Here is a 22,565-nt window from a genome sequence, read left to right as displayed (position 1 = left end):
CATTTCATCGAAGACAATAGGTATAATCACGGGAGCTTCATAACATTATTTTCCAAAACAAAACACGAAAAAATGAATGCGATTCAGACATTCTGGGCGCCTTCCGGGCTTCCGGCAGATCAGATAAACGGAGGCTGGCTGGATGCCCGTTTTCATTTTATGAGTTGGGCCTTAAGCGCTTCCCTGCTTTACGAACACTTTCCCAATACAGTCCTGCATACGGATACCGCCGGTTGCCGGATTCTGGTTGACGCCCTCGGATTACCCTACGACGAGGTGCAGCTGACACAGGAGGGTAAGGCCGAATTGTTCCCCAAAAATTGGTGGGTCTTGCGTAAAATCAGTTCCTACGGACATGCGAGCAGCCCATTTCTCCATGTGGATGCGGATGCTTTTCTGTGGAACGGGTTGCCTCAGGAATTGTGGGACAAGCCTGTTATTGCGCAAAATGATCAGAGTGGCTTTGAATGTTATGATTTAGCAATAAAGCAGCTTTATGAGGCCGGAATTCCTTTACCGCATTTTTTCGGCAATGCGGCCAGCCCGTACAAAGCAGTTAACATGGGGATTGTCGGTGGTACGGATTACCTGTTTTTCAAAGATTTTGTCAGTGAAATAACCCTGTTTTTCAACAGATATCTTTCCAGAACCGATTTGGGCGCCAGTCATTCCGGATTTCTGAACACACTGATCGAGGAATGCTTTTTCAGGCATTACGCCGAGTTCTGCAGCCGGCCTGTGACTGAAATGATTCCCTCAAAACTGGATCAGGATTACAGGTCACTTGCAAATTGTATGGATGAGTCTTATGGCATTACCCACCTTATTGGTAATAATAAAAAGGATCTCTATTACTGCAAACAGGTAGAATTTCAGCTGAAAAGACGTTTTCCAAAAATATTCCAAAGCGTTGTCCGGTTTATGGACAGCACCTGGAACAGCAGTACAGCATTCAACTTGACCACCAAGGATCTGTTTCCGGAAAGCAACCTGATGGCCAGTCAGATCGACACGGGGCAAGTCATTACCATTGAAAATTGCGGGGAACTGGAAGTCCGCTATCGCGAAGAGGGTCAGGATGATCTTTCGAACATCATCAGCTTCGAGCGTTCGAAATACGACCTGTTTGAAGATTTGATATCGGAGCATGAGGCACTGCATCAGCTCCAGAAGGAAAGACTGGCGATGCTGGACCAGATGCTGGTGGAAAGCGGCAGGCTGAGTACGGACGGCAGCATCATTGCCAATAATGATATTCCCGTCATGAGCTTTCTTTATCCCGGTAAAACCAACACCTACTATCTGGCCACTGTGTACGATTTTGCATTTGGGTACAGGCATACGGCGCATCGTCCGCTGGATGATCTTTCGATCTTTATCTTGCTTGCGGCCGAAAATCCGGTAACAATAGCATCACTGACACAATTAGTAACTGACAAAGCCTCGCAGTATGTTAACAAAGGACAGCACGCCTGGTTGCTGAACAAAATTGATCTGAAAATAAAGGAATTATTGTTTCTGGGACTTGTTGAATTTGTGGCTGAAAACGGGGCCGGCGCTGTCAGTATTGAAACAAGGAAGGTTGCCGGTATTTAACTGATTACCTCTCTTGTTTTATTATTTTCTAAATAAGATACTTGAATATCTTGTCGAAAACAGAAGTATTTTCAGTAATGATCTCGGCAGTGCCACTGATACTGGCCTGCAGGGGAATATGCTGGTCAATGTTAGTCGTCATTCCATTACTCAGGTCCACTTTGATCCTGTAAAACTTGTCAATAGGGATCAATGTAGTAGTGGCAACTTTCCCGATCAAAAAGCCGTACTTGCTTTCGGGAAACTCGTCGAGGCGCAAGATTACCTTTTGTCCCTTCCGCAACTGCCCGGCGCCACTCACAGGAACTTTAAGCTCTACGGTATAGTCCGAAAATGCGGGTACCACCATGAGAACGGATGCCCGGGGCATTTGTTCAGTTCCCTTAAAAATGGCAACCTTCCCGTCGGTAGGGGAAGTGTAGTACTTTTTCTTTCCTGTTTGTGAATTGGCCTCCACCAGGAGCGTATCGCTTTTACGGACAGACTGGTTTTCGGAAACTTTCACCAGATAATCCACAGCCGGGTCGGTCTTCATCCAGACTACCTTGAAATATTGCTCCTTGGCATTTAATATGGCCGTTGCCTTGATTGCAACCGGCAAATAAAGGTATCGTGAAACCCAAAGCACTGTAAGCAACAAAATAAGGGAAAAAGTAATGCCCCAACGTACGACGCCGCTGGGAACCTGACCTATAATTTCCTGAATTTCGTCATTGGGCTGATGGTATTCCATTAATTCTGCCATGATGATAGGGGTTTATGCAGCATCCAGTTCAAGCTGGTTTTTGACTAACTCGTAATAGTATCCTTTTCGCTCACAAAGCTGCTTGTGGTTCCCGATCTCTTTTACTTCCCCGCTATCGAGAACAATGATCTGATCTGCGTTCTTGACAGTGCTCAGCCTGTGCGCAATAACCACGACAGTGCGTCCCTTGAAGAAATTTTCGAGGTTTTGCATAATGATCTTTTCATTGTTAGCGTCCAATGCACTGGTTGCCTCATCGAAGAAAATATAGCTTGGATCTTTATAAACCGACCGGGCAATGAAAAGCCGTTGCCGCTGACCTCCGCTTAATCCGGATCCTGCACTTCCTATTTTAGTGGAGAAACCAAGCGGCAGCTTTCGGACGTAATCCTGAATGTTGGCGGTAACTACTGCATTTAAAAGCCTGCTTTCATTGATTCGCTGGCCATCTACAGCTATGTTTTTCGCCAGTGTGTCGGAAAAAATAAATCCGTCTTGCATAACCGTCCCGCACATGCCACGCCAGGTACTCGCCTGCATATCGCTCATTTCAATTCCATCAACAAGAATTTCGCCTTCCTGCGCAGGATAGAATTTCAGTAACAATTTTAGCAAAGTTGACTTGCCGCTTCCGCTGGAACCCACAATGGCAGTTACTTTTCCTTTGGGAATGTGCAGATTGATGTTCTTCAAAACCAGCGGTACATGCGGGCTGCCGTACCGGAACGAAAGGTTTCGGATGGTGATTCCTTCGTCAAACCCGGTTAGTAAACTATTGAAGCGTATATCGCTGACCGCCTCTTTCAGATCTTTTTCATTGTAAGTCGCTATCGCGCTTCTTTTTCCAAATACAAATTCTTCGTTCAGTTCTTCATCAGGTTTGTTGTGAATTTCACTGAGCCTGTCAAGGCTCATTTTGGAATCCTGTATACTTTTGATAAACTCGATGATCTGGCTCAAAGGGCCATTCAGTTGTCCGATTATATAAGAAATGCTGAGCATAACCCCCAGTGAAATCTCATTATTGATCACCTGCGTTGCCGAGATATAGGTTACAATGATGTTTTTAAGCTGGGTAAAAAATGATGATCCGATTTCCTGATACTGTTCAAGGCTAAGGCTTTTTACATTGACTTTAAACAATTTAGCCTGAATGCGCTCCCATTCCCACCTGCGTGCACGTTCGCAATTATTGAGCTTGATTTCCTGCATACCGGTTATGAGTTCAAAAATCCCGCTTTGGTTTTCTCTCATACTTTGGAAACGCTTGTAATCCAGGTCACGCCTTTGTTTCAGAAAAAGGAAAACCCACGCAAATGATAGCGTGCTTCCTATGATAAAGACCAGCAGCAGTTGTGAACTGTAAATGCCCAGAACCACAGAAAAAATAATAATATTCAGGACCGAAAACATGGTATTAATCGTGGTGCTGGTCAGGAAGGTTTCGATCCGGTGATGGTCACTGATCCGCTGCGTAATGTCGCCTATGTTTTTACTCTCAAAAAAACTGATCGGCAGTTTCATCAGCTTGATGAGGAAATGTGAAATAATGCTCAGGCTTATCCGCGTATTGACATGCAACAATATCCAGTTACGGATCATATCCACGCCGATTCCACCCAGAAACAGCATGAGCTGGGCAATCAATATGAGGTGTATCAGATTCATGTTGTGCTGATGAATCCCATAATCCACCAGTGCCTGGGTGAGAAAAGGGAATATCAGGCTGACAAGGCTGCCAAACAACATGCCAAGGCAAACCTGAAACAAGTATTTACGATATGGAGAGAGGTATTGAAACAAAAATCCAAAACCGGCATTTGGTTTCTGGTCCCCTTCAATTTCTATTTGATGAAATTCCGGCGTCGGCTCCATCAACAATGCCACACCAACTTCCTGCGTGCTGCTGCCCGCCCAGCAACGGAGAAAAACATCCTTGTCCAATGACACAAGGCCATGTCCGGGATCTGCAACAATGTAGCGGTCTTCAAACTTTCTTTTGGTGAACGAAAACTGCCGCTTTACGTCGTACAACACCACATAATGTTCCTGATTCCAGTGTAAAATGCAGGGGTAGGGCGCTTCATTGCTTAATTTGTTGCAGTTTATTCTGACCATGAGGGTTTTAAACCCGATTTTCTCAGCAGCAAGACTCAGATTCGCCAGGCTCACGCCCGATCTGGACACGAATGCGTTGGATCTTAAAAAATCAATGGAATAATCCTTGCCGAAATAAGCTGTCACCATCTTCAGGCAGGTAGGGCCGCAATCCATGAAATCCAGTTGCGCGAAAAATTTGTATTTATTTCCAGCCATAGCCCGTAGCAATTTTACATGTTTATACTTCTCAAAGCATCCTGATAGGACATTTTGGCTAACCCGGCTTCACGAATGGTTTTTGCAGACAGATTGTCCAAAATTTTGTTTTGAATGTGCGTTAAAAGTTTCATCAGGTCAAAGCAGTAAATAGACGGATTTGCAAAGCCTTTATCTTTGCCGAACCGATGTGCAATGTGCCCGCCGCCACATACTTCCTTTATGCTGCATCGCCTGCACGTGTCTGATAACATACGGTGACTTTGCCTGTGCATTTTCATTAACGGTGTATGGAATGCTTCCGAAAGCTCATGGCGCTCAATGTTGAGGCCTTCCTTTGTAAAGCCATCGCCACAGGCTTTGAGATAATCTGAAGCTTCTATACTCCCGTCGGTTTCGACAATCAGATAGCGGTTCTCTTCCTGTCCGATACTTTCGAAACCTGCATCCCTACCTAGGATCATCAGCACTACCTGATTGAGAAACCGGATTCTGGGCCTGGTAAATCGGTCGGCAAACCAGCAGTCGAACAAACGAATCCACCAGTCTCCGAATGGCGTGTAATCCGGCCGGGGAGATTGATGCTGATACAATGCTGGCAGCTTTTCATAGTTGTGGTCAGGCCATAAGAAGTCCAGATCGTCAATATTCAGCTGATTGAAATAGTTGTACATTGCCTGCGGATCGGTACTGGCGTCCATGACCGACAGCACACCTATTTTACACGATTCAAGCTGGGCAGTATGCAGGCCCAGCAGTGTTTTGGCATGGGTACCGTTAAGCTGATGGTCTTTCCGGTACCGATCATGCCTGTCTGCCGGGCCGTCTATACTGATCCCTATGTTTACTGACAAAGTGTTCAATAATCTGCACCATTCGGTGTCCAGGAGTATGCCGTTGGTTTGAACACCGATCCTGAGCCTCACCTGTTTCTTTTCAAATTGTTTTTTTGCCTTCTCAACGAACTCTCTGAAAAATGATTTTCCGGCCAGCAGGGGTTCTCCGCCATGCAGGATAAATTCGAATTCTTTCATTTCAAATTCATCACAATGCCTGGCGGCCCGTTCCATAATATGGTCTACTACATTACCGGCCATCTTCTTAGGCAATAACCGATAGCTCTCGTCGCCCATATTGTACATATAGCAATAGGAACAGTTGATGTTACAACGACTCACTATTTTGAGAACCAATCCGTTAAGACCTTTTTGAGAAGACATAGAAATGGGTGAGATCAGGTATTAGTAAAGGCAATCAATGCTTGTCCTTTTCGTCATCGGACATCTTGCCGCCTCCAAACTGAAGCCAGCCTCCCTGTACATCGTCGCCGTCAATCTGGTTCCGGCCGTCTTCTTTAAGCTCATCCAACGATTTTTTGCTGCTTTTTTTGTCCTTTTTACTGATTGAAAATCGTCCTTTCTCTTTCATGGTTTCTGAAAGTTTAATGAATATTAAGTCCCAGATTTTCAAGCAAGGTTGTTGACCGGATATTTGTTTTTCCGGTCGACGTTTCGTAGATAACGGGCATATACGGCCTGTCGCCGCCTCTTACTTCTTCTCCGCTGTCTTTCGAAATGACTTCGGCTCCATTGGCATTCAGAGCCACATCGTCATCGAGAAGTTCCATCCAAAACTGGTCGAAGCTTTTTCTCATAACCTTTGTGTTTACAGTAAAACTTGATGTGCAAATCTGTTTTAAAAGTTTCGCAGGCAGAATGTTTTTAGACGAAAAGGGGTTCTTTATCGACCATTGTTTTTGAAAAACATTGCAAGTATCCCGGAAGTCTTTTTGGAGATGGAATCTGGCCTTAAATCAAAGTGTAAGAACTATGCAAACTACGCTGCTCGCTGTATCCGAGTCCGTCAGATGGGCATGGTTGGTGGCACAAACTTCGTTCAGCCTGGCCACTGTGAATTTGTTAAGGTTGAGCTTGGTGGGGTAAGTAGTTTTCTTTCTCATTTGGGTAGAAGGTGTTTATGTTAATTGATACCCCAAACTAAATGGGTTAAAACATATTTTTTCACTTTTCTATACCAAATGATGTCCTTTCTCGACCAAAACTTATTTATCGTCGAACCGGTTACAGAAGCGGTAACTCAATGCTTACTTTGAACTCGGTCTCAGTTTCAGTTTTGTCGAATTTGCTGTTGCTTTTGTAGTAAATCTCCATCCTTTTTTTCAGGTTGGCCAGTCCAATGCCTCCGATGCTTCTGACGTTTTTGCTACGCATGGCGGGTTGATTCGGTTTGCTGTTCAAGATCAGAAATACCAGCAGATCATCAGCAATGGAAATCTGGATATCAACATAGGAATTATGTCTGGTGGCATGTACCCCGTGCTTGAAGGCATTTTCAACAAGTGTGATAAGCAAAAGCGTTGGGATCTTGTATTCCTCTTTTACATTCCCTTGCTGAACCATGCGGATTTTGCATCTCCTGTTGCTGCGGATTGATTCCAGTTCCACGTATTGATTAAGATAGGAGAGCTCTTTTTCGAGCTTTATAAACTCATCGTTTGTCTCATAAAGCGAAAAACGCAATATTTCGGAGGCCTTTTGCAGATACTCTGCTGCATCTTCGGAGATAGGCAGAATTTTGGCGTAAGCTGCGTTGAGTACATTGAATACAAAATGCGGATTGATCTGGGATTTCAGGACTTTGAGTTCCATACTCAATGCATCTGTCTGTAACTTTTGTCTCATCATATTTTCCCTCACTGCAAATTTTGTCATTTTGAGGGCAATGGGCAGGATAAAAAACTGCACTTCTGAAAGATCATTTACGAAAACCAGCCAGGAGCTAAGCTCCCGGAAGCGGAAGGGAGAAAGATAAAGGCTGGCAAACATCTGGAATCTGGGCGGCATATTTTTAAGTTCAAATACCTCGTCTACCAGCAAGAACACCGCCTTTGAACTGAAATAATTCAGCAATATAGCAGCAATGACCAACACAATAAAAAGCAGGATACCGTTGACGTATTTACTGATAATGTTATAAAGGCCAATGCATAGGTAGTATTCCGGAACAATCTTCAGGAAATAAAGAAACCCTGCGAATGTAACGCTTGAATCGGAGGCTTTTTGGGCGAGTGTGGGGATGGCATAGGCGTAGTGCAGCAAAATATAAAGCAGCCAAAAGCTGATATGATATAAAACCCTTCTCCCGGGTGTGGCGGGAAACAGGAGTTTTTCCGTCAAAGATTCACTCTGATTGATGCTGTTCATTCATATTAAGATTGTCTCTCAGTCAGCTGCCTGAAAATTTCATCTCTTGTCGGTGATACAGCAATGGAAACTTTCATGCCGTTGAGCATGGTAATCATATTTCCTTCGATCATTTTGATGCTGTTGCGATTGACGATATAAGATCTGTGCGTCCTGACAAATTGTGGCGATGGCAGACGGCTCATCATCGTGGCCATAGACGCAAGCGTAACCAGCAGGCCATTGGAATGATGCACCTTCACATAGTCTTTTAATCCTTCAACAAAATAAATGTCTTTAAACCAGATGCAGTGCATCTTTCTGTCGGCCCTGATCCACATGTAATCTTCCTGAACGCTTACATCGCCCTTGACTTCTTGCTGTACCTGTCCCACCAACTCGTCGGGCAGGGGGCTTGCGGCAGCTAATGACTCTGTTTGCACTTCGTCGCTCGGTATTGCAAGCGTCTTTTCGCCAAAGGCCTGATTACCGGTTATCAGCCGCCTTACTTTGGTCACTGCCTTCAGAAAGCGGTCAAATCCAATGGGCTTCAGAAGAAAAGAGGTCACGTCGAATGTAAAGCCGTCCACGGCGTACTCAGGATAGGCTGTAGTCATAATCACGTGTGAGTCGGGTACCTTGATGATACTGAGCAGGTCAAGACCTGAAAGTTCCGGCATGTTTACATCAAGGAATACAATATCCGGTTTAGTTTCCGGAATGATGTCCAGCGCATCAACAGCATTGTAACAGCTTCCTGCGTAGCTCAGCCAGGGAATTTTAGCTATCAGGAATTTAAGAACTTCATGGGCCGGTTCCTCATCGTCAATGATTAGACAACTTATTTTTTTTGTAGTATTAGAACTCATCCAGGGCTATGATTTACAGAACCTTATTATGAATCAAATGAATGCTAAAAAGCCAGAAAATAACCTGTTCCCGGTTACATCTGGCCCACAAATATGACCATTAATGTTAAAAATAGCATTAATTACTGTTCATTCAGCAATTTTTTGGCAATATTCTTTTCCTTTCTTGCCAGTACAGATTCATAATATTTTTTCAAGTAGTGATATATCACCAGTTCATGCACCCGCTGCCTGGAAACAAACAATCTGTTCAGGAACATATGGACCAAGCTGCTGGCCAGATTACCTGTTCCTGTTTCCACCCTGCCCTGCAAGGCACGAAGCGCGGTTCTAACTGCATCAGAACGCTCATTAAAGAGGATAATCACTTCTTCAATCTCGTTTTGAGAATCATCCTGCGGGTTCAGGAAACTGGCGACTTCTTTGCTATGTGCCCGGTATTTATCGTTTAGTTGGACAGCAAGCGATGTATTTCCTCCGAATTCGTTAAAAAATTGTTCTTGCATACTGTCCATAAATTTTTTCTTATCGGCAAGGCTGAAATTGAGGTCCGTCAAAAGCATATCCACGCCTCGCAGGCCCAGAAGCCACCGGTAACGTTCTCCTTCATCACCGCCCAGCAAATCCAGTAATCCGGTTGCCGCTATGCTGTCAGCAAAAAAAATGGATTCAATTTCTTCAAAGCACTGTGTACCGTATCTTTCAATTTCCCGTTTGTAGGTGTCGATCTGTATTCTTTGTACCGTTCCGTTTTCAAGCAACGGGTGTATGATCCGGTTCAGCCCGGCGAGTACGGTATTCCAGAACTCAGGATTGCTTCCGTGATAAAATCTTAGTCTCAGATGATCGTCCGGATCACCATAACGTATAAAAAACCATTTTTCAATTACCTTTTCCTGTAACAGTTTTTCAACGAAGGGTTTGATCACGGCGGTTAAAAGCCGGTCAGCAGTTTTGGTCCCGGTGTAGATTTTGACATACAGCCATTCACTGCCTACCATAAAACTGCGCTTCACTTCCGAAGGCAGCATGATACGTTTGCCTGGCACCACCGGTGCAATAGCAGGCTCATGGTTTAGCAAAGGAATAATGATCTCATTCACATAGTGGTTTTCCCCGTTGCGGAGAACGCCTTTGCCATTCCCTTCAAGGAATTCGGTGACACTGATCTTTCCATATTTACGCATTGCATCGGCCAGGATCTGAACTGAAAAATCGGATTCATTATCAATCAATAATTCGCTGTCGCCCTGCCGTAACTGCACAAACCTCGGAATGTCAAGGTCTTTCCTGATTTGCTTCCATTCCTGTAAGAAGCAGGCATCCTTCGCCAGCAGCTGTGGGAAAAGTTCTTTTTCAAGGTTCCAGGTAGCTCTGATGATTATCCAGTGCTTGTATTCAACGCGCGGCAAAAATGTATTTCCGGCAAGAAAATTCCAGTTCCACGCAAAGTATTGATGTTCGTTATGATAAGCCAGTTCGCACAGGAACCGGTACACAGGCAGTCCGCTTGCAAAATTATGCGCGTTTGTCAGCCGGGGATACACGCGTTTATTTAATCTCTTGGAGCGTAATATTATTTCTCCGGCACCGGAACAGGAAATCATCAGATCGTCCAGAGCAATCTGTTTTTCCTGAGGGAGCGATGAACCGGCCAGATACGGGATCTCGTATTCGCGAAAATGAGGTCGCATGAGTACATTTCCTGCACGGGCTTCCGGCAAATGTGCTATTTCAGCAAAAATCGCATCTTTTTCATGGCTTTCTTCCTTTCTGGCAACTTGTTGCACCCATTCTGTCAACTCTGGGTTGCCATGACAAAAGCGTCCGATGAGTTTCAGGCCCGACGGCCCGCCCATGGCATGAAATGCAACTTTGAAATTTCCGTCATCGACCTGCTCCTGCGAATCTGCGATCAGATTTACGAACAGATAAAAACTGCCCGGTGCAGTTGTCACCGTCTGCATTTCTTTCCTCAGCGCATTCAACATTCCATCTGTCAGGCTCACCACTTTTGTTCCGTCCTCCTTTGATTTCTGGTATATTTTCTCCTGAAATTTGACCAGAGGAGACCATTCCGTCGAATTGGGTTTTGCACTGGCAGGCAGATGTATTCCGTCCAGCAACGGCAGGTTGTCCGCTTTACCCGCCGTTACCCTGCCATACCCAATGCCGGTTTCGTTGTCGAGCACTTCTAGTAAAGGCATTTCACGCTGCTCGTACCGCTCGAAAAAACTTTTTTTAAACTGTTCCATTTCGGGCTGCCGGTTCCGGTAGCCCAGGATTTCAATATTTTTATAATCTTTTATCAGTGTTTCAATGGCTTGCTCACTGAGCCGGCATTGCGGGGCATTGTAGAACAGGTCTGTCTGAATGAGATCTTTACTTCCGGTAGTGGCAAAATTTTGCGCTATTACCGACTCGATTTCCTTGTATTTTGCAATACCCGGATCTTGCAATTGCAGGAGACCGGCTATTTTTTTAAGTTGAAGCACTTCGGAGGCAGTTCCGTTCAGTTTTTCCAGCTTTTGAATGATGATATTAAAAAACTCGTCGCCTGTGACCGTTGCTTCCAATTCACAAACCAGTATTTGCGCATTTATTATTTCATTTACGTATTGGCTCGCTTCATCCTGGCTGATTTCCGCACTAACGATAGCATCTGTTATTTCTCCAATCGTTGCCCCGTTCCGTGCCCTGGATATGACTGCATCCAGATAGCTGCTGGATTCTACGGCAGCCAGTACATATAATCTTTTCTTGTTTTTCAGAAAACTTTCGACATACCGGTATGTGTCCCCGATGCGGTACAAGCTTGTATTGACTGAAAATTTCAATTGTACTCTGATCTCGTCTTTCCTGAGCAAATCTGCAGCCATTTCAGCCACATAGTTCATGTCCAGTCTTGAGTGTGTATGGTATGGTACCATGTTACTGAATTCAAACCGGGTTTCTTTCCCAAACTCGCCTACGGTACATCCTGCAAACAGCCCGTATGGCGTACTCCGGGAGGTCATACGCACGAGGTATTTATAAAGGGTTTTGAGCAGTTTGTCAACACCTGTTTTGACCCTGCCTTCGATCAATCCGATGAAAGAGTCATGCAATTCGGGAGATGCCAGGTAAATGGCTTCCAAAATGTCCGGCTGCAGAAAAAACCGGATAATTTCCCGTTCGAACAATTCGGGCTGATTCTGAACCCGCGCGTTGAAATCGTAAAATACATCCAGTGGTAGCCTGGGACGTCTGAGCAAGAAGAAACCCTGAGAGCGGATGGGCATGTCTTTTAGGGATTAGGTCAATTAAATATCAAAATAATGTTATTTATACCAAAATAAAACAGGCTTGCTATAAAATTTGAGAATAAACAGGCTGTACGATCCTGTTATCAGGAACAGGCCGTATATCCACCGTTTCGGGTAATTCCACAGACAGTAAAAGCGGTTACACCACCATTCAGTTCTTTTGTTTGTTCAATCGAAAGCTGCTCTTCATTAAGGCGTGCAATTGTCTCCTTGTCGATGCATAACCTTGAAGTATTTGTTTTCTTTTTCATAATCAAAAAAGTGAGAAGTTGAGAGGAAAAAAGAAATGTCCACAAATGGTTTCAGGCCTTTGTGGACATTGGATGCGGTAGCTTAGCAGCAGGATGTATAGGTCCCGTTAGAACCGGCACAACAAGATTGTCCCGGGGCAGTAAAACCGGTTACCCCTCCCTCAACTTCCTGCGCTTGCTCTTCTGAAAGTTGTTCGAGATTTAAACGGGCGATGGTTTCCTTATCAATTGAAAGCTTGGAAGTAGTTGATTTCTTTTTCATAATTGTAGTGATCTGGAAGGATGAATAATAGTTGGAGAAAATGCCTGCAGGGAATCTTAAGCCCTTGCAGGCATTTTACAGGGGTTTTTAGCAGCAGGAGGTGTAGGTTCCACCGCCGCCAATGCCGCAGCAGGACTGCCCGGTGGCTGTAAAGGCTGTTACGCCTCCTTCCACTTCTTGTGCTTGCTCGGTAGAAAGCTGCTCTTCGTTAAGGCGTGCGATGGTTTCTTTGTCAATGGAAAGTTTTGAAGTTTCTGTTTTCTTTTTCATGATTAAAGCGAGATAAAAGGTTATAAATAAAACGAAGCGTTCTTTGGGGCCCGAACGAACTTGAAACGAAATTGCTGGATGGCTTGCGGGGATGTAAATTATTTATATGAACTATCCATTATTATCGACAAATACTTCTAATCAGATCCAAGACCGCCTGATCGGGTTCTTAATCTGCAGAAAAGGACAGGGTTGAACTCCCGCAGGTGACGATAGGCGCGTGTTTGATGGTTAGTCGAGATAATGTGGGAGATTGGTCTATAAACTTGGCCATCGCTGCGCTCATTGTACACATTTGTACATTATAAAATGAGTATGGCAATGACACTATCAGGGACATCAACGATTCTGGCTGAACTGGCAAAAAACAAGATCAATGAAATTTATGAGATTGTATACGCGCACCAGGAACAACTAACCAGCTTTGGATTTTCACGCGGATTTCTGGGCATATCAGTTCTGAATTACTTGTACTCAGTGGATTCCGGGGATAAAAAATACCTGAATGAAGCACGACTGACATTTGATAAGGCTTGTGATATGATCGATAGCGACCTGAACAAAAGCTATCCGCAGGATTTTGCCGAGCTGGGCATCGTGTCGCAATATCTGTATGAAGAAGGTGTCACCGATATGGAACCGAATACTTTTCTGGAAGACATTGATATGATTCTTCTGAAAAAAATGCGCTTTGAGCTGGATCAGAAAAATATAGGTGGCTTTGTCAACGGGGCACTTGGGTACGGGCTTTATTTCCTGCAGCGGAGCTACTTCAACCGTGACGGCATAGAACGCATTGTGGCCGAGCTTATCCGCGGCATTGTTAGAAATGCGGTTCGAACGGACCAGGGATGTTATTGGATATCCAGGCTTCATGCCCATAAACCAAATACCTATCTAAGCATGCCGCATGGTTCCGCTGCGGTCGCACTTTTTCTGTCGAGGGCAGTTGAAATGGGATTGTACTCTGCCAGCCAGTTACAGGACATCATGCAGGATACCATTGCCTTTATCCAGGCGCACCGGGTTCATGACAGGCATTATCAGTACATTGATATCGTGCAAGATCCACATGAAAGCCGTCTGGCGCTTTGTTATGGCGATATGGGAATAGGCTACATGCTTCTCAGGGCGGGTAGTGTATTTAACAGAAGAGACTGGTACGAAGAAGGCATGGTGCTGCTGAAAAAATGTGCTTCGCGGCGCGAGGATGGCATCACTGGTGTGCAAGACGCCAGTATCCTTTTTGGCGCTACCGGCCTGGCACTTATGTTTGACCGCATTGCCCGGCTCACCAAAGACCCGCTGATGAAAGAAACTTCGGCATTCTGGTACTCTCAAATCCTCCGTTATGATTGTTCTCCTGATGGGTATGCAGGATTCAAGGCAGCAAACAATCAATGGCATACGCATACCAACCTTGCTTTTGGCGAGGGCATTATCGGGATCGGCTGCGGATTGATTAAGGGCCTGAACCCTGATAAAGTAGACTTCAATGATTTGATCTGGTTACTCTGAATCCGTTTTACTTATCCTTTTAGATCTATGATAGCGATCAAAGAAAATATCTGGACAGCTCAGATCCAGGCACGCTTGCCAAAGCTTACGGATCTGATAACGCAAAACCCTGTTGAAGAAAGTAATGTATCCCGTGGAGAACTGGGCGTAATCATGTACTTCTTTTATCTTTCGAGGATAGTTCAGGATGAGCGCCTTGCCCGTGAAGCGTACACAAGGCTTCAAAAGCTGCTCCGGGAACTTACAGCGAGGGGTTTGGTCAACGCTATGCTGTCCAGCGGACTAGCTGGATTGGGTCTGGCGCTCGAAGTACTCATCAATGAAGGGTTTATAGAAGATGAATATGACGATTTTCTTGGCCGTGTAGATGACTTTGTTTTCGAAAGTGCCCTGAAAAAGATACAGAAGGAAGACACTGATTTTCTCCATGGCGGCACTGGCGGGTTTCACTATCTGTATTACCGCCTTAACAAAAATCCGAAAGCAGAGGCTTTTTTAGCCGAATATGTACGCACACTTGCCGGTGTTTCCCGGCCACATCAGACAGGATCTTATCTCAAAAATGCTTACATGCACAGGAACGGCTGGCCGGATGAGATCAATTTTAGCCTGTCACATGGAATGGCATCGTCAATTCTGGTCTTACTTAATGTGTATGAATCCGGTATTGAGCAGGACCTTGCCGAATTGCTGATCAGAAATTATATCCATTTTATAACCCGTCACAAAAGAACCGGAGCATACCAGAAAGGAAAGCACGGCTTGTTTCCGAATACGGTGGTGCCGCGGGACGGGCATTTCTCTCCGGCCGAAGACGCCAGTTATCTGGGTGGACTGCGTTGGTGCTACGGCGACCTCAATGTGACCCACTTCCTTTACAAGGCAGCCGAAATCCTTAAGGAACACACGTGGTTCGATCTGGCATCGGAAACAGGCAAGGCGACGCTTGACATGAAAGACATCGGGGATGCAAGATGTCATGGTTCATTATTCTGTCATGGTGCCACGGGAATTGCGCATTACTACGATTATCTGCAGCGTATCTCGGGCTTGCAGGATTATCAGGCGGGTTATGATCATTGGATGCAGGTTGCTTTCAGTGAATACCAGAAGGAAGAAGAAAAGGCTTTATATCCCGAAGTTTCGGGTTATTTCCTGGAAGGTTCGGTAGGTTCAGGGCTGGTGCTGATGAACGCTTTGCAGGGCGAACCGGGCTATTGGGAAAAAATTTGGTTACTCTCTTAACTGATTCTTAAAATGAAAAAGCCAACCTGCGGTATCCTGGATTTTGGTTTCCGCGAAAACGGACTTAACAGCCTTCTGAAGCTGGATGATGTCATTAATTCTGCATCCGCTGCTGAGCAGCTGGGTTTTTCCCGATACTGGATCAGCGAGCACCATTTTTCGCAAAAATCCCTAGCATGGTCCAATCCTCAGGCTGTACTCCCGATCCTGGCCTCTTCCACCAAAAAGATCAGGGTAGGAATAGCAGGAATATTGCTGAACCTGTACTCGCCTTATCACATTGCTACATTCTTTAAAATGCTCAACAATATCTATGGTAACCGCATTGATCTGGGAATTGCCAATGGAAAGCCTAGCAAGCAGGCTATCCGGTACTCCACCGGACAGGATGAGCTGGACAAAATTGCAGGCTTTGAAGAAAAACTGACTGCATTGCTTCACTACCTGAGAGATGAGGAAGACCTGTATCGCAACGGCGAAGGCGTGGTAGTGCCTCCTTATAAAGGCCATGTACCGGATGTGTGGGCACTATCCAGCTCGGCATACCGGTCCAGAGACCGCATTATTAACCTGAAGATTAATTTATCAAGATCTATTTGCCATGAATATGCCGAGCAGGGTTTTGCAAAAGAGCAGCTTCTGGAACTAAGGGAAGGTTACTTTGCCGCCAATGGTTTTTATCCAAAAACGAATCTGGTGGTGGGCTTTATCTGTGACAAAACCATGCAAAAAGCCCGGCAGACCGCGGAGAAATTCAAGTCTGCCGGCCCTTATCTCAACCTGGTAGGCTGCCCTAATTATTTTCAGGAGAAAATAGCTGAATACCAGGAGCTTTACGGCGTGGACGAATTCATACTCTACAACTATAGTGTGGATTCCAGGGAAAGAAACCTCGCTATGCGTCTCATCGGCAAGGCCGTTCTGGCTGCCTAAATCCTTAACCAAAAGTCCTATGAAACCCATAAAAATAGGTTTAATTGATTTTGGCCAGCGTGCGCCGCACCTGAACAGTATGCTGAAACTGCAAAATGTGATCGACTATGCGATTGCAGGAGAGGAAATGGGCTTTGATAAATTCTGGCTCGGTGAGCACCATATGCCCAAACCGGCACTTACCTACAGCAATCCGACCAACCTCATTCCGATACTGGCGACCCATACGAAAAAAATAAGCATCGGTACGGCCGGAACGCTGATCTGCCTGCACAATCCTTATCATGTAGCATCGTCGTATAAATTATACAACAGCATTTTCCCAAACCGCATTGAACTGGGTTTTGCAAATGGAATGCCCTATCAGAATATAGCCCTGCATTCCACCGGTAAAAAGAAAGAGGACGCATATCTGGACTTTGAAAAGAAAGTTGAAGAGACTGTGTCCCTGTTACGTAATGAAGAAGAACTCTATCGCAACGAAGGCGTTGTGTTGCCACCCTACAAGGGTTTTCTTCCTGAACTCTGGACGCTTGGCAATTCGGATAACAGTTTCAGACGTGCGCTGTCACTGGGTACAAACTTGTGTATCTGGACCAGCAGGGAGTTCAAAACGGAACAAAAAGACAAGTTGGATGCATTCAAACAGCAGTTTTTCGAGCGGCACGGGCGCTATCCGCAGATCAGGGCTGTGGTGATCGGAATATGTCACCCGTCTTTCCGTATGGCTGCGCGGATTGCCCGGCAACAGCAGTATGAGGACAAACTTCCATACAATGACGTCACTTCTTTTTACGATTTCATTCAGCAATACCGCTCATTTTTTGACTTGCATGATTTTATGTTTTTTAATGGAATACTCGATCCGAAATACCGTATGCAGGGAGTCAGGCAATTGAAACAGCTGCTAACCGGATCCTGAATTCAAACTGACCTTTAAAAAATGGGTAAACTGTTACTGTCCATCGGTATGATGTTAAGGGTAATGCAGCTATATGCGCAGGACATAACCGTTTTCGGCAGCGTAACTTCTGCTGAAAACGGTTCACCCATACCCGGAGTAACTGTCTGGCTCAAAGGTTTAAATCACGGAAGTATAACCGATTCGCTGGGCCGGTACAAGCTTCTTGCACCGCACCGAAATGCAACACTTACCTTTCAGGGTGTTGGACTGGTTACCAGGGAAGCAGCATTGTCCGTAAACCAGCAAGAACTCGATATAGCAATGACGGCCGATGTAAACAGCCTCAAGGAAGTAGTAATTACAGGTTACAGTTCTGCTTCCAGAGATAAAACAACCGGAGCATACTCGGTCATAAAATCGGGACAAATTGAAAATTCACCATTCATTTCACTGGATAAAGCATTGCAGGGGAGCGTACCGGGACTCCAGTCGGCAGGAGGCTCCGGGTTGCCCGGTTCGTTGCAGCAAATTCGCATTCGTGGCACCGGATCGATCCATGCCGGGTCAGATCCGTTGTATGTCATTAATGGTATTCCCGTCAACACGGGAGTTCTTGCACTTTACAATTCAAATGCCAATGCGTTAAGCGGCATTAATGTCAATGACATAGAGCAGATCACCGTATTGAAAGATGCTGTAGCAACCTCAGCTTACGGTTCGCGGGCCGCCAATGGTGTAATTATTATTACACTTAAAAAAGGGAAATCGGGCAAAACAGTGTTTCAGTTCAGCAGCGAGGCCGGTTTTGTTAAACAAGCATTTTCCAGCCCTGCCAACAGGCCGTTAAATACCGGCGAATGGCGTGAACTGACTGCCGAAGGGGTTCGTAACCGTTTTCCTGATCAATATCCTTCTATCCATTCTGCGATCCGGTTTGTTGATGAAACCTTTGGTGTAAATCCGGCAGTGAACACCAACTGGCTCCAAGAAGTGACACAAACCGGCAAAACCTCGCAGCATTATTTTTCTGCTTCAGGAGGTCATGATAAAACCCGTTTTTACCTCAGTGGCGGATATTTGTCCCAAACAGGAAATGTAATAGCAAGCGGTTTTAAAAGGTTTACAGGAAATCTGGCACTGGAACATCAGGCAGGAAAGCAAATCACTCTGGCATCTTCCATAATGCTGGGACACACCAGTCAGTATGGCCCTGACAACGGTGGTGCCTTTTCCAATCCGGTATTGGCCGCCCACTTTTTACGACCTTCACTATCTGCAAAAACTTCTGATGGAAACCTTAATATATCTGCTCCTGATTTTCCTGCCGGCGGACTGTATAATCCACTGGCTATTGCTGAAATGGACCGGAGAAACACTTCCGGCCTGAAAAGCATCGCGTCGTTTTCTGCTGATTACCGGATCTTGAAACAGCTAAAACTGAGCTCACGAATCGGCATTGATTACAATGCATTGGAAGAAGATAGCTACAACAATCCCTTCTATGGGGATGCCGTCAATGAAAAAGGACTCTCTGCCCGTGGTTATGCAAGATATTTTAACTGGATATGGAGCAATCTGGCAGAATACGACCACCGTTTTTCCGGCAATGATTACACATTGCACTTGACTGCCGGGTATGAAGCACAAAAATCCAGTCATTACTTCAACCGAACGGTGGTATCAGGCATGCCTCCCAACCTGACCGTCACTGTGCCTTCTGCAGGAGCAGTAGCACAGTCCGGTGAAGGAAGTAACAGCGATTATGCATTTATTTCGGCGCTCGCGTTCATGGATTTCTCGATTAAAAGTAAATGGCTTTTTTCCGGAAGTTTTCGACGCGATGGCTCTTCACGGTTTGGTCCTGCACGCCGCCAGGGCAATTTCTGGTCGGTCGGAATGGCCTGGCATTTGGATAGGGAGGAGTTTTTCAAAGACATTCCTTTTATTTATGAGCTGAAAATCAGAGGGTCTTATGGCTTTAATGGGAATGCATCCATCGGGAATTATGACTGGCGGGCAGCCTATGCATACGGCAAATCTTACAATTACATGGGAAATGCCGGAAGTGCGCCGGTAACTCCTGGAAACAACAATCTCACGTGGGAGTTCAGCAAACCGCTTAATATCGGATGCGATTTGGCTATGATGGGCGGGCGTCTCACAATCGTCTTCGATTGGTACAGCCGGATCACTTCCAATTTGCTGCTTGACGAGCCATTGTCGGGGACTTCCGGATTTGCGACCTACAAAAACAATGCAGGCTCTGTGAGAAACCGAGGTTTGGAAATAGGCTTAGCGGGCAGTGTGATTCGTTCCGGTCCGTTCTTGTGGAACATCTTTTTCAATATTGCCCGGAACAAAAACAGGATCTTGTCATTGCCTGATAACCGCGACATCATCACAGGAACCTTTATAAGGCGGGTCGGTGAAGATTTGGGATCCTTTTATTTGCGCCAGTGGGCAGGTGTAAACCCGGAGACCGGCGCTCCGCAATGGTACAAGGATGTGTCCGGAAAGGAAATCGTGGAGTCGTATAATGCGGCAAGCCGGTTTGTTGCAGGCTCGGCCTCGCCACGTGGGTTCGGAACTCTCGGGTCGGATTTGAATTACAAAGGGCTAAGCCTGGAATTCCAGTTCTATTACAGCTACGGCAATATGATACGAGATGGCTGGGCAAGTTACACGCAAAGCGATGGTGCCAACGCAAATTTCAATGTGGTATCGTCGCAACTGAAAAGGTGGCAAAAGCCCGGTGATATTACCGATGTGCCAAAATATGTTTATGGAGGTAACAATGCTTCCAATGCCGTTTCCACCCGGTTTCTGTATCATGGGGATTATCTCCGGTTTCGCAATTTGACAATGGCATACAAAATACCCCATTCCTTCCTGGTCCGCAGTGGCCTGGCCAGTGCCAGGTTGTATCTTCGAGGTTCTAATATCCTCACCTGGGTGCGGGACAAAAAGCTTCCTTATGACCCTGAAACTAACCTTAACAGCACGACTGATTTCGATGTTTTTATTCCAAAAACATTCAGTGGTGGAATACAGATTGAATTTTAAAAAAGAATATGACGAGGACGTACATATACTTCACGACCGTTCTGACAGTGCTCCTGCTTTCTGCCGGTTCATGCCGCAAATCCTTTCTTGACCTGGCTCCATACACGGAAGTTCCAGCCAACAAGACGATTCGCACGGTCAGTGACCTGCAGACTGCACTGAATGGATGTTATGCACAGCTTGCCAGCAGTAATCTCTTCGGACGTTCGCTTCCTTTGATCGGCGACCTGGCTTCGGACAATGTATACATGTCTACGCGTAATTCAGGGAAATACCTTGCCTTTGACCAAAATCTGATTACTTCCAATAATACCGAGTACAAGGGGATATGGTATGATGGTTACAGTGCAATATTGAGAGCAAATAATGTCATCAACGCAAATTTGTCACCTGATCAATCCGTCAGACAGATTAAAGGAGAAGCCTTTGCGCTGAGAGGGCTTATGTATTTTACCCTGGTAAAAACATTTGCCAGGCCATATACATATGATCCGGAAATGCCCGGCGTACCGCTTGTGCTGACCTACGATCCGACTTCTACACCGCCAAGAAACAGCATTCGTGAGGTGTACGGTCAGATTATGGCCGACCTGGACTCCGCAGCACAAATGATCGTGGCAGATAATGGTTCCGCACGTTTTTCAAAGTCTGCCGTCCTTGGTATCTCTGCCAAAGTAAGTCTCTACCGGGCAGATTATAAAATGGCCCTTGCTTTATCTCAGGAAATCATTGACGCAGAAGAGTACAAGCTACTTTCACGCACAGATTTCATTTCCTATTGGGCGTCTTCAAAGCCGCACACACCAGGCAACAAGCAGGAAACATTGTTTGAGGTTTCATCAGATGAATTATCAAATGCCGGTCCCGATGAACTGGCATACATGTATCAGCAAGCTGGATACGGTGACCTGCTGGCTGCGAAGTCATTGCTAAAGCTTTACTCAAAAACCGATATTCGTGCAGAATTGGTTATTGCGGGAAAAAGAGAGGCTGCCGAGAATCCGGCGTTCATCGTGAATAAGTATACCTTTCTAAGTGGTGACCTGGACGACAAGAAAGTAATCCGGCTATCCGAAATTTACCTGATTGCTTCCGAATCTGCCTTTCGGCTTCATCAGGAGCAAAAAGCATTGTTCTATCTGAATAAATTGATAAAAGAACGAGATCCGGGACAGCAGTACAGCTCTTACGGACTTGCCCTGCTTGAAGATATCCTTTTGGAAAGAAGAAAAGAGCTTGCATTCGAAGGAGACCGTTTTTATGATTTAAATCGCCTTCAAAGCGTAATCCAAAAAAAAGATGGCCAATTCAAAGGAGACATACCGTTTGGTCATCCCTTTCGTATCGGCCCCATTCCCGAAGCGGAAATAAATGAAAATCCCGGCATGGTTCAGAATGAAGGATACTGACATTTTTCTGTAATCTGGCAACATCTCATCATTAACGTAAAGGTCAAACATACTAAAAATTTGTTGGGCTAACATCGTGCATGGAATAGTCTGACAAACTCTGCTGATTACATATCTTATTCTATAATATAATATGTATATAAATATGATATGTACAGGCGGCAGCGCCGCAAATGTAGCTTCCTTGTGAAACGTACAGCGGCAGCTTTTCAAGTTTTGTACATCGCTTTTGCTTCCGTGAACAAATCCAGATTCAAGCGGTATGCCTTCTTTGTTACCAACATTTGCCTGCATTACAGAAGTAACGCCGCCATGCTGCTTTGTTTGCCACGCCGCGGCTTATCCTTTACCAATTTATTGCATCAAATTCTTATTCTGTTATATAATGTGACCCAAAAGGAACTGATGATATAACTGTACGCCCCGACTGGTATCCTTAAATACAAGCCATTTAAAAAAGCAGACTGAATAAAAGCCGTTACAATACGGTACTTGCCGGGAGAGTCAGTCTGAGGAAGTTTTCTGGAACTATTTTCCGTTAGCTAATAGTGATTATCAACCGGTTAAGGAGATTTGGGAAAAAATGCGATAAATATTTTCATTCTGTGCTTGCGTATAAAAAGTTAATGTTGCACTTTTGCACTCCCAATCGGGAATAATGGGTTTTGCAGTTGGC

19 protein-coding genes are annotated in these 22,565 nt (G+C 45.3%); 7 read left to right on the top strand and 12 right to left on the bottom strand.

What is annotated here, in order from left to right; all coding sequences use genetic code 11:
• Positions 1 to 72: 72 nt before the first annotated feature.
• Positions 73 to 1,596, top strand: coding sequence for a DUF6734 family protein (locus tag FEM33_RS15145; RefSeq protein ID WP_139012868.1), 1,524 nt, complete (start codon positions 73 to 75; stop codon positions 1,594 to 1,596).
• A 28-nt stretch (positions 1,597 to 1,624) separates the two neighbouring features.
• Here the strand turns inward: FEM33_RS15145 and FEM33_RS15140 are convergent, their stop codons facing one another.
• The 12 genes from FEM33_RS15140 to FEM33_RS15100 all read right to left on the bottom strand — a co-directional run bounded on the left by FEM33_RS15140 (position 1,625) and on the right by FEM33_RS15100 (position 12,817).
• On the bottom strand, positions 1,625 to 2,341 hold the full coding sequence (locus FEM33_RS15140; RefSeq protein WP_139012867.1) for an HlyD family secretion protein: 717 nt from the start codon (positions 2,339 to 2,341) through the stop codon (positions 1,625 to 1,627).
• Between the two features lie 12 nt (positions 2,342 to 2,353).
• Positions 2,354 to 4,588 (bottom strand): peptidase domain-containing ABC transporter, encoded by a 2,235-nt coding sequence (locus FEM33_RS15135; protein WP_229214259.1) that lies wholly within the window; start codon positions 4,586 to 4,588, stop codon positions 2,354 to 2,356.
• Between the two features lie 83 nt (positions 4,589 to 4,671).
• On the bottom strand, positions 4,672 to 5,877 hold the full coding sequence (locus FEM33_RS15130; RefSeq protein ID WP_139012865.1) for a radical SAM protein: 1,206 nt from the start codon (positions 5,875 to 5,877) through the stop codon (positions 4,672 to 4,674).
• A 34-nt stretch (positions 5,878 to 5,911) separates the two neighbouring features.
• Positions 5,912 to 6,085 (bottom strand): hypothetical protein, encoded by a 174-nt coding sequence (locus FEM33_RS26380; protein ID WP_161597142.1) that lies wholly within the window; start codon positions 6,083 to 6,085, stop codon positions 5,912 to 5,914.
• A gap of 13 nt (positions 6,086 to 6,098) precedes the next feature.
• Positions 6,099 to 6,311, bottom strand: coding sequence for a hypothetical protein (locus tag FEM33_RS15125; RefSeq protein WP_139012864.1), 213 nt, complete (start codon positions 6,309 to 6,311; stop codon positions 6,099 to 6,101).
• Positions 6,312 to 6,470: 159 nt separating this feature from the next.
• Positions 6,471 to 6,617, bottom strand: coding sequence for a class I lanthipeptide (locus FEM33_RS26375; RefSeq protein WP_161597141.1), 147 nt, complete (start codon positions 6,615 to 6,617; stop codon positions 6,471 to 6,473).
• Positions 6,618 to 6,738: 121 nt separating this feature from the next.
• Complete coding sequence (locus tag FEM33_RS15120; RefSeq protein ID WP_139012863.1) at positions 6,739 to 7,881, bottom strand: sensor histidine kinase; 1,143 nt, start codon at positions 7,879 to 7,881, stop codon at positions 6,739 to 6,741.
• A 5-nt stretch (positions 7,882 to 7,886) separates the two neighbouring features.
• Complete coding sequence (locus FEM33_RS15115; RefSeq protein WP_139012862.1) at positions 7,887 to 8,729, bottom strand: LytR/AlgR family response regulator transcription factor; 843 nt, start codon at positions 8,727 to 8,729, stop codon at positions 7,887 to 7,889.
• A 122-nt stretch (positions 8,730 to 8,851) separates the two neighbouring features.
• Positions 8,852 to 12,010, bottom strand: a complete 3,159-nt coding sequence (locus FEM33_RS15110; protein ID WP_139012861.1) for a lantibiotic dehydratase — start codon at positions 12,008 to 12,010, stop codon at positions 8,852 to 8,854.
• A 107-nt stretch (positions 12,011 to 12,117) separates the two neighbouring features.
• Positions 12,118 to 12,285, bottom strand: coding sequence for a class I lanthipeptide (locus FEM33_RS26370; RefSeq protein WP_161597140.1), 168 nt, complete (start codon positions 12,283 to 12,285; stop codon positions 12,118 to 12,120).
• A gap of 82 nt (positions 12,286 to 12,367) precedes the next feature.
• Positions 12,368 to 12,547, bottom strand: coding sequence for a class I lanthipeptide (locus FEM33_RS15105; RefSeq protein ID WP_139012860.1), 180 nt, complete (start codon positions 12,545 to 12,547; stop codon positions 12,368 to 12,370).
• 87 nt (positions 12,548 to 12,634) lie between these two features.
• On the bottom strand, positions 12,635 to 12,817 hold the full coding sequence (locus tag FEM33_RS15100) for a class I lanthipeptide (RefSeq protein ID WP_139012859.1): 183 nt from the start codon (positions 12,815 to 12,817) through the stop codon (positions 12,635 to 12,637).
• 321 nt (positions 12,818 to 13,138) lie between these two features.
• On the opposite strand from FEM33_RS15100, the gene FEM33_RS15095 reads away from it, so the two are divergent.
• Genes FEM33_RS15095 through FEM33_RS15070 form a run of 6 tightly spaced genes read left to right on the top strand, consistent with a single transcriptional unit; the run spans position 13,139 to position 21,889 of the window.
• On the top strand, positions 13,139 to 14,335 hold the full coding sequence (locus tag FEM33_RS15095; RefSeq protein ID WP_161597139.1) for a lanthionine synthetase LanC family protein: 1,197 nt from the start codon (positions 13,139 to 13,141) through the stop codon (positions 14,333 to 14,335).
• Between the two features lie 27 nt (positions 14,336 to 14,362).
• On the top strand, positions 14,363 to 15,580 hold the full coding sequence (locus FEM33_RS15090) for a lanthionine synthetase LanC family protein (RefSeq protein ID WP_139012857.1): 1,218 nt from the start codon (positions 14,363 to 14,365) through the stop codon (positions 15,578 to 15,580).
• Positions 15,581 to 15,592: 12 nt separating this feature from the next.
• Positions 15,593 to 16,513, top strand: coding sequence for an LLM class flavin-dependent oxidoreductase (locus FEM33_RS15085; protein WP_139012856.1), 921 nt, complete (start codon positions 15,593 to 15,595; stop codon positions 16,511 to 16,513).
• Positions 16,514 to 16,532: 19 nt separating this feature from the next.
• Positions 16,533 to 17,435, top strand: coding sequence for an LLM class flavin-dependent oxidoreductase (locus FEM33_RS15080; RefSeq protein ID WP_139012855.1), 903 nt, complete (start codon positions 16,533 to 16,535; stop codon positions 17,433 to 17,435).
• 21 nt (positions 17,436 to 17,456) lie between these two features.
• Complete coding sequence (locus FEM33_RS15075) at positions 17,457 to 20,480, top strand: SusC/RagA family TonB-linked outer membrane protein (RefSeq protein ID WP_139012854.1); 3,024 nt, start codon at positions 17,457 to 17,459, stop codon at positions 20,478 to 20,480.
• Between the two features lie 8 nt (positions 20,481 to 20,488).
• Positions 20,489 to 21,889, top strand: coding sequence for a RagB/SusD family nutrient uptake outer membrane protein (locus tag FEM33_RS15070; RefSeq protein ID WP_139012853.1), 1,401 nt, complete (start codon positions 20,489 to 20,491; stop codon positions 21,887 to 21,889).
• Positions 21,890 to 22,565: the final 676 nt, after the last annotated feature.

This window comes from Dyadobacter flavalbus (assembly GCF_006149045.1).
Classification (GTDB): Bacteria; Bacteroidota; Bacteroidia; order Cytophagales; family Spirosomataceae; genus Dyadobacter; species Dyadobacter flavalbus.
Note: the sequence above shows the minus strand (reverse complement) of the source record. Positions and strands in the feature narration are given on the sequence as shown.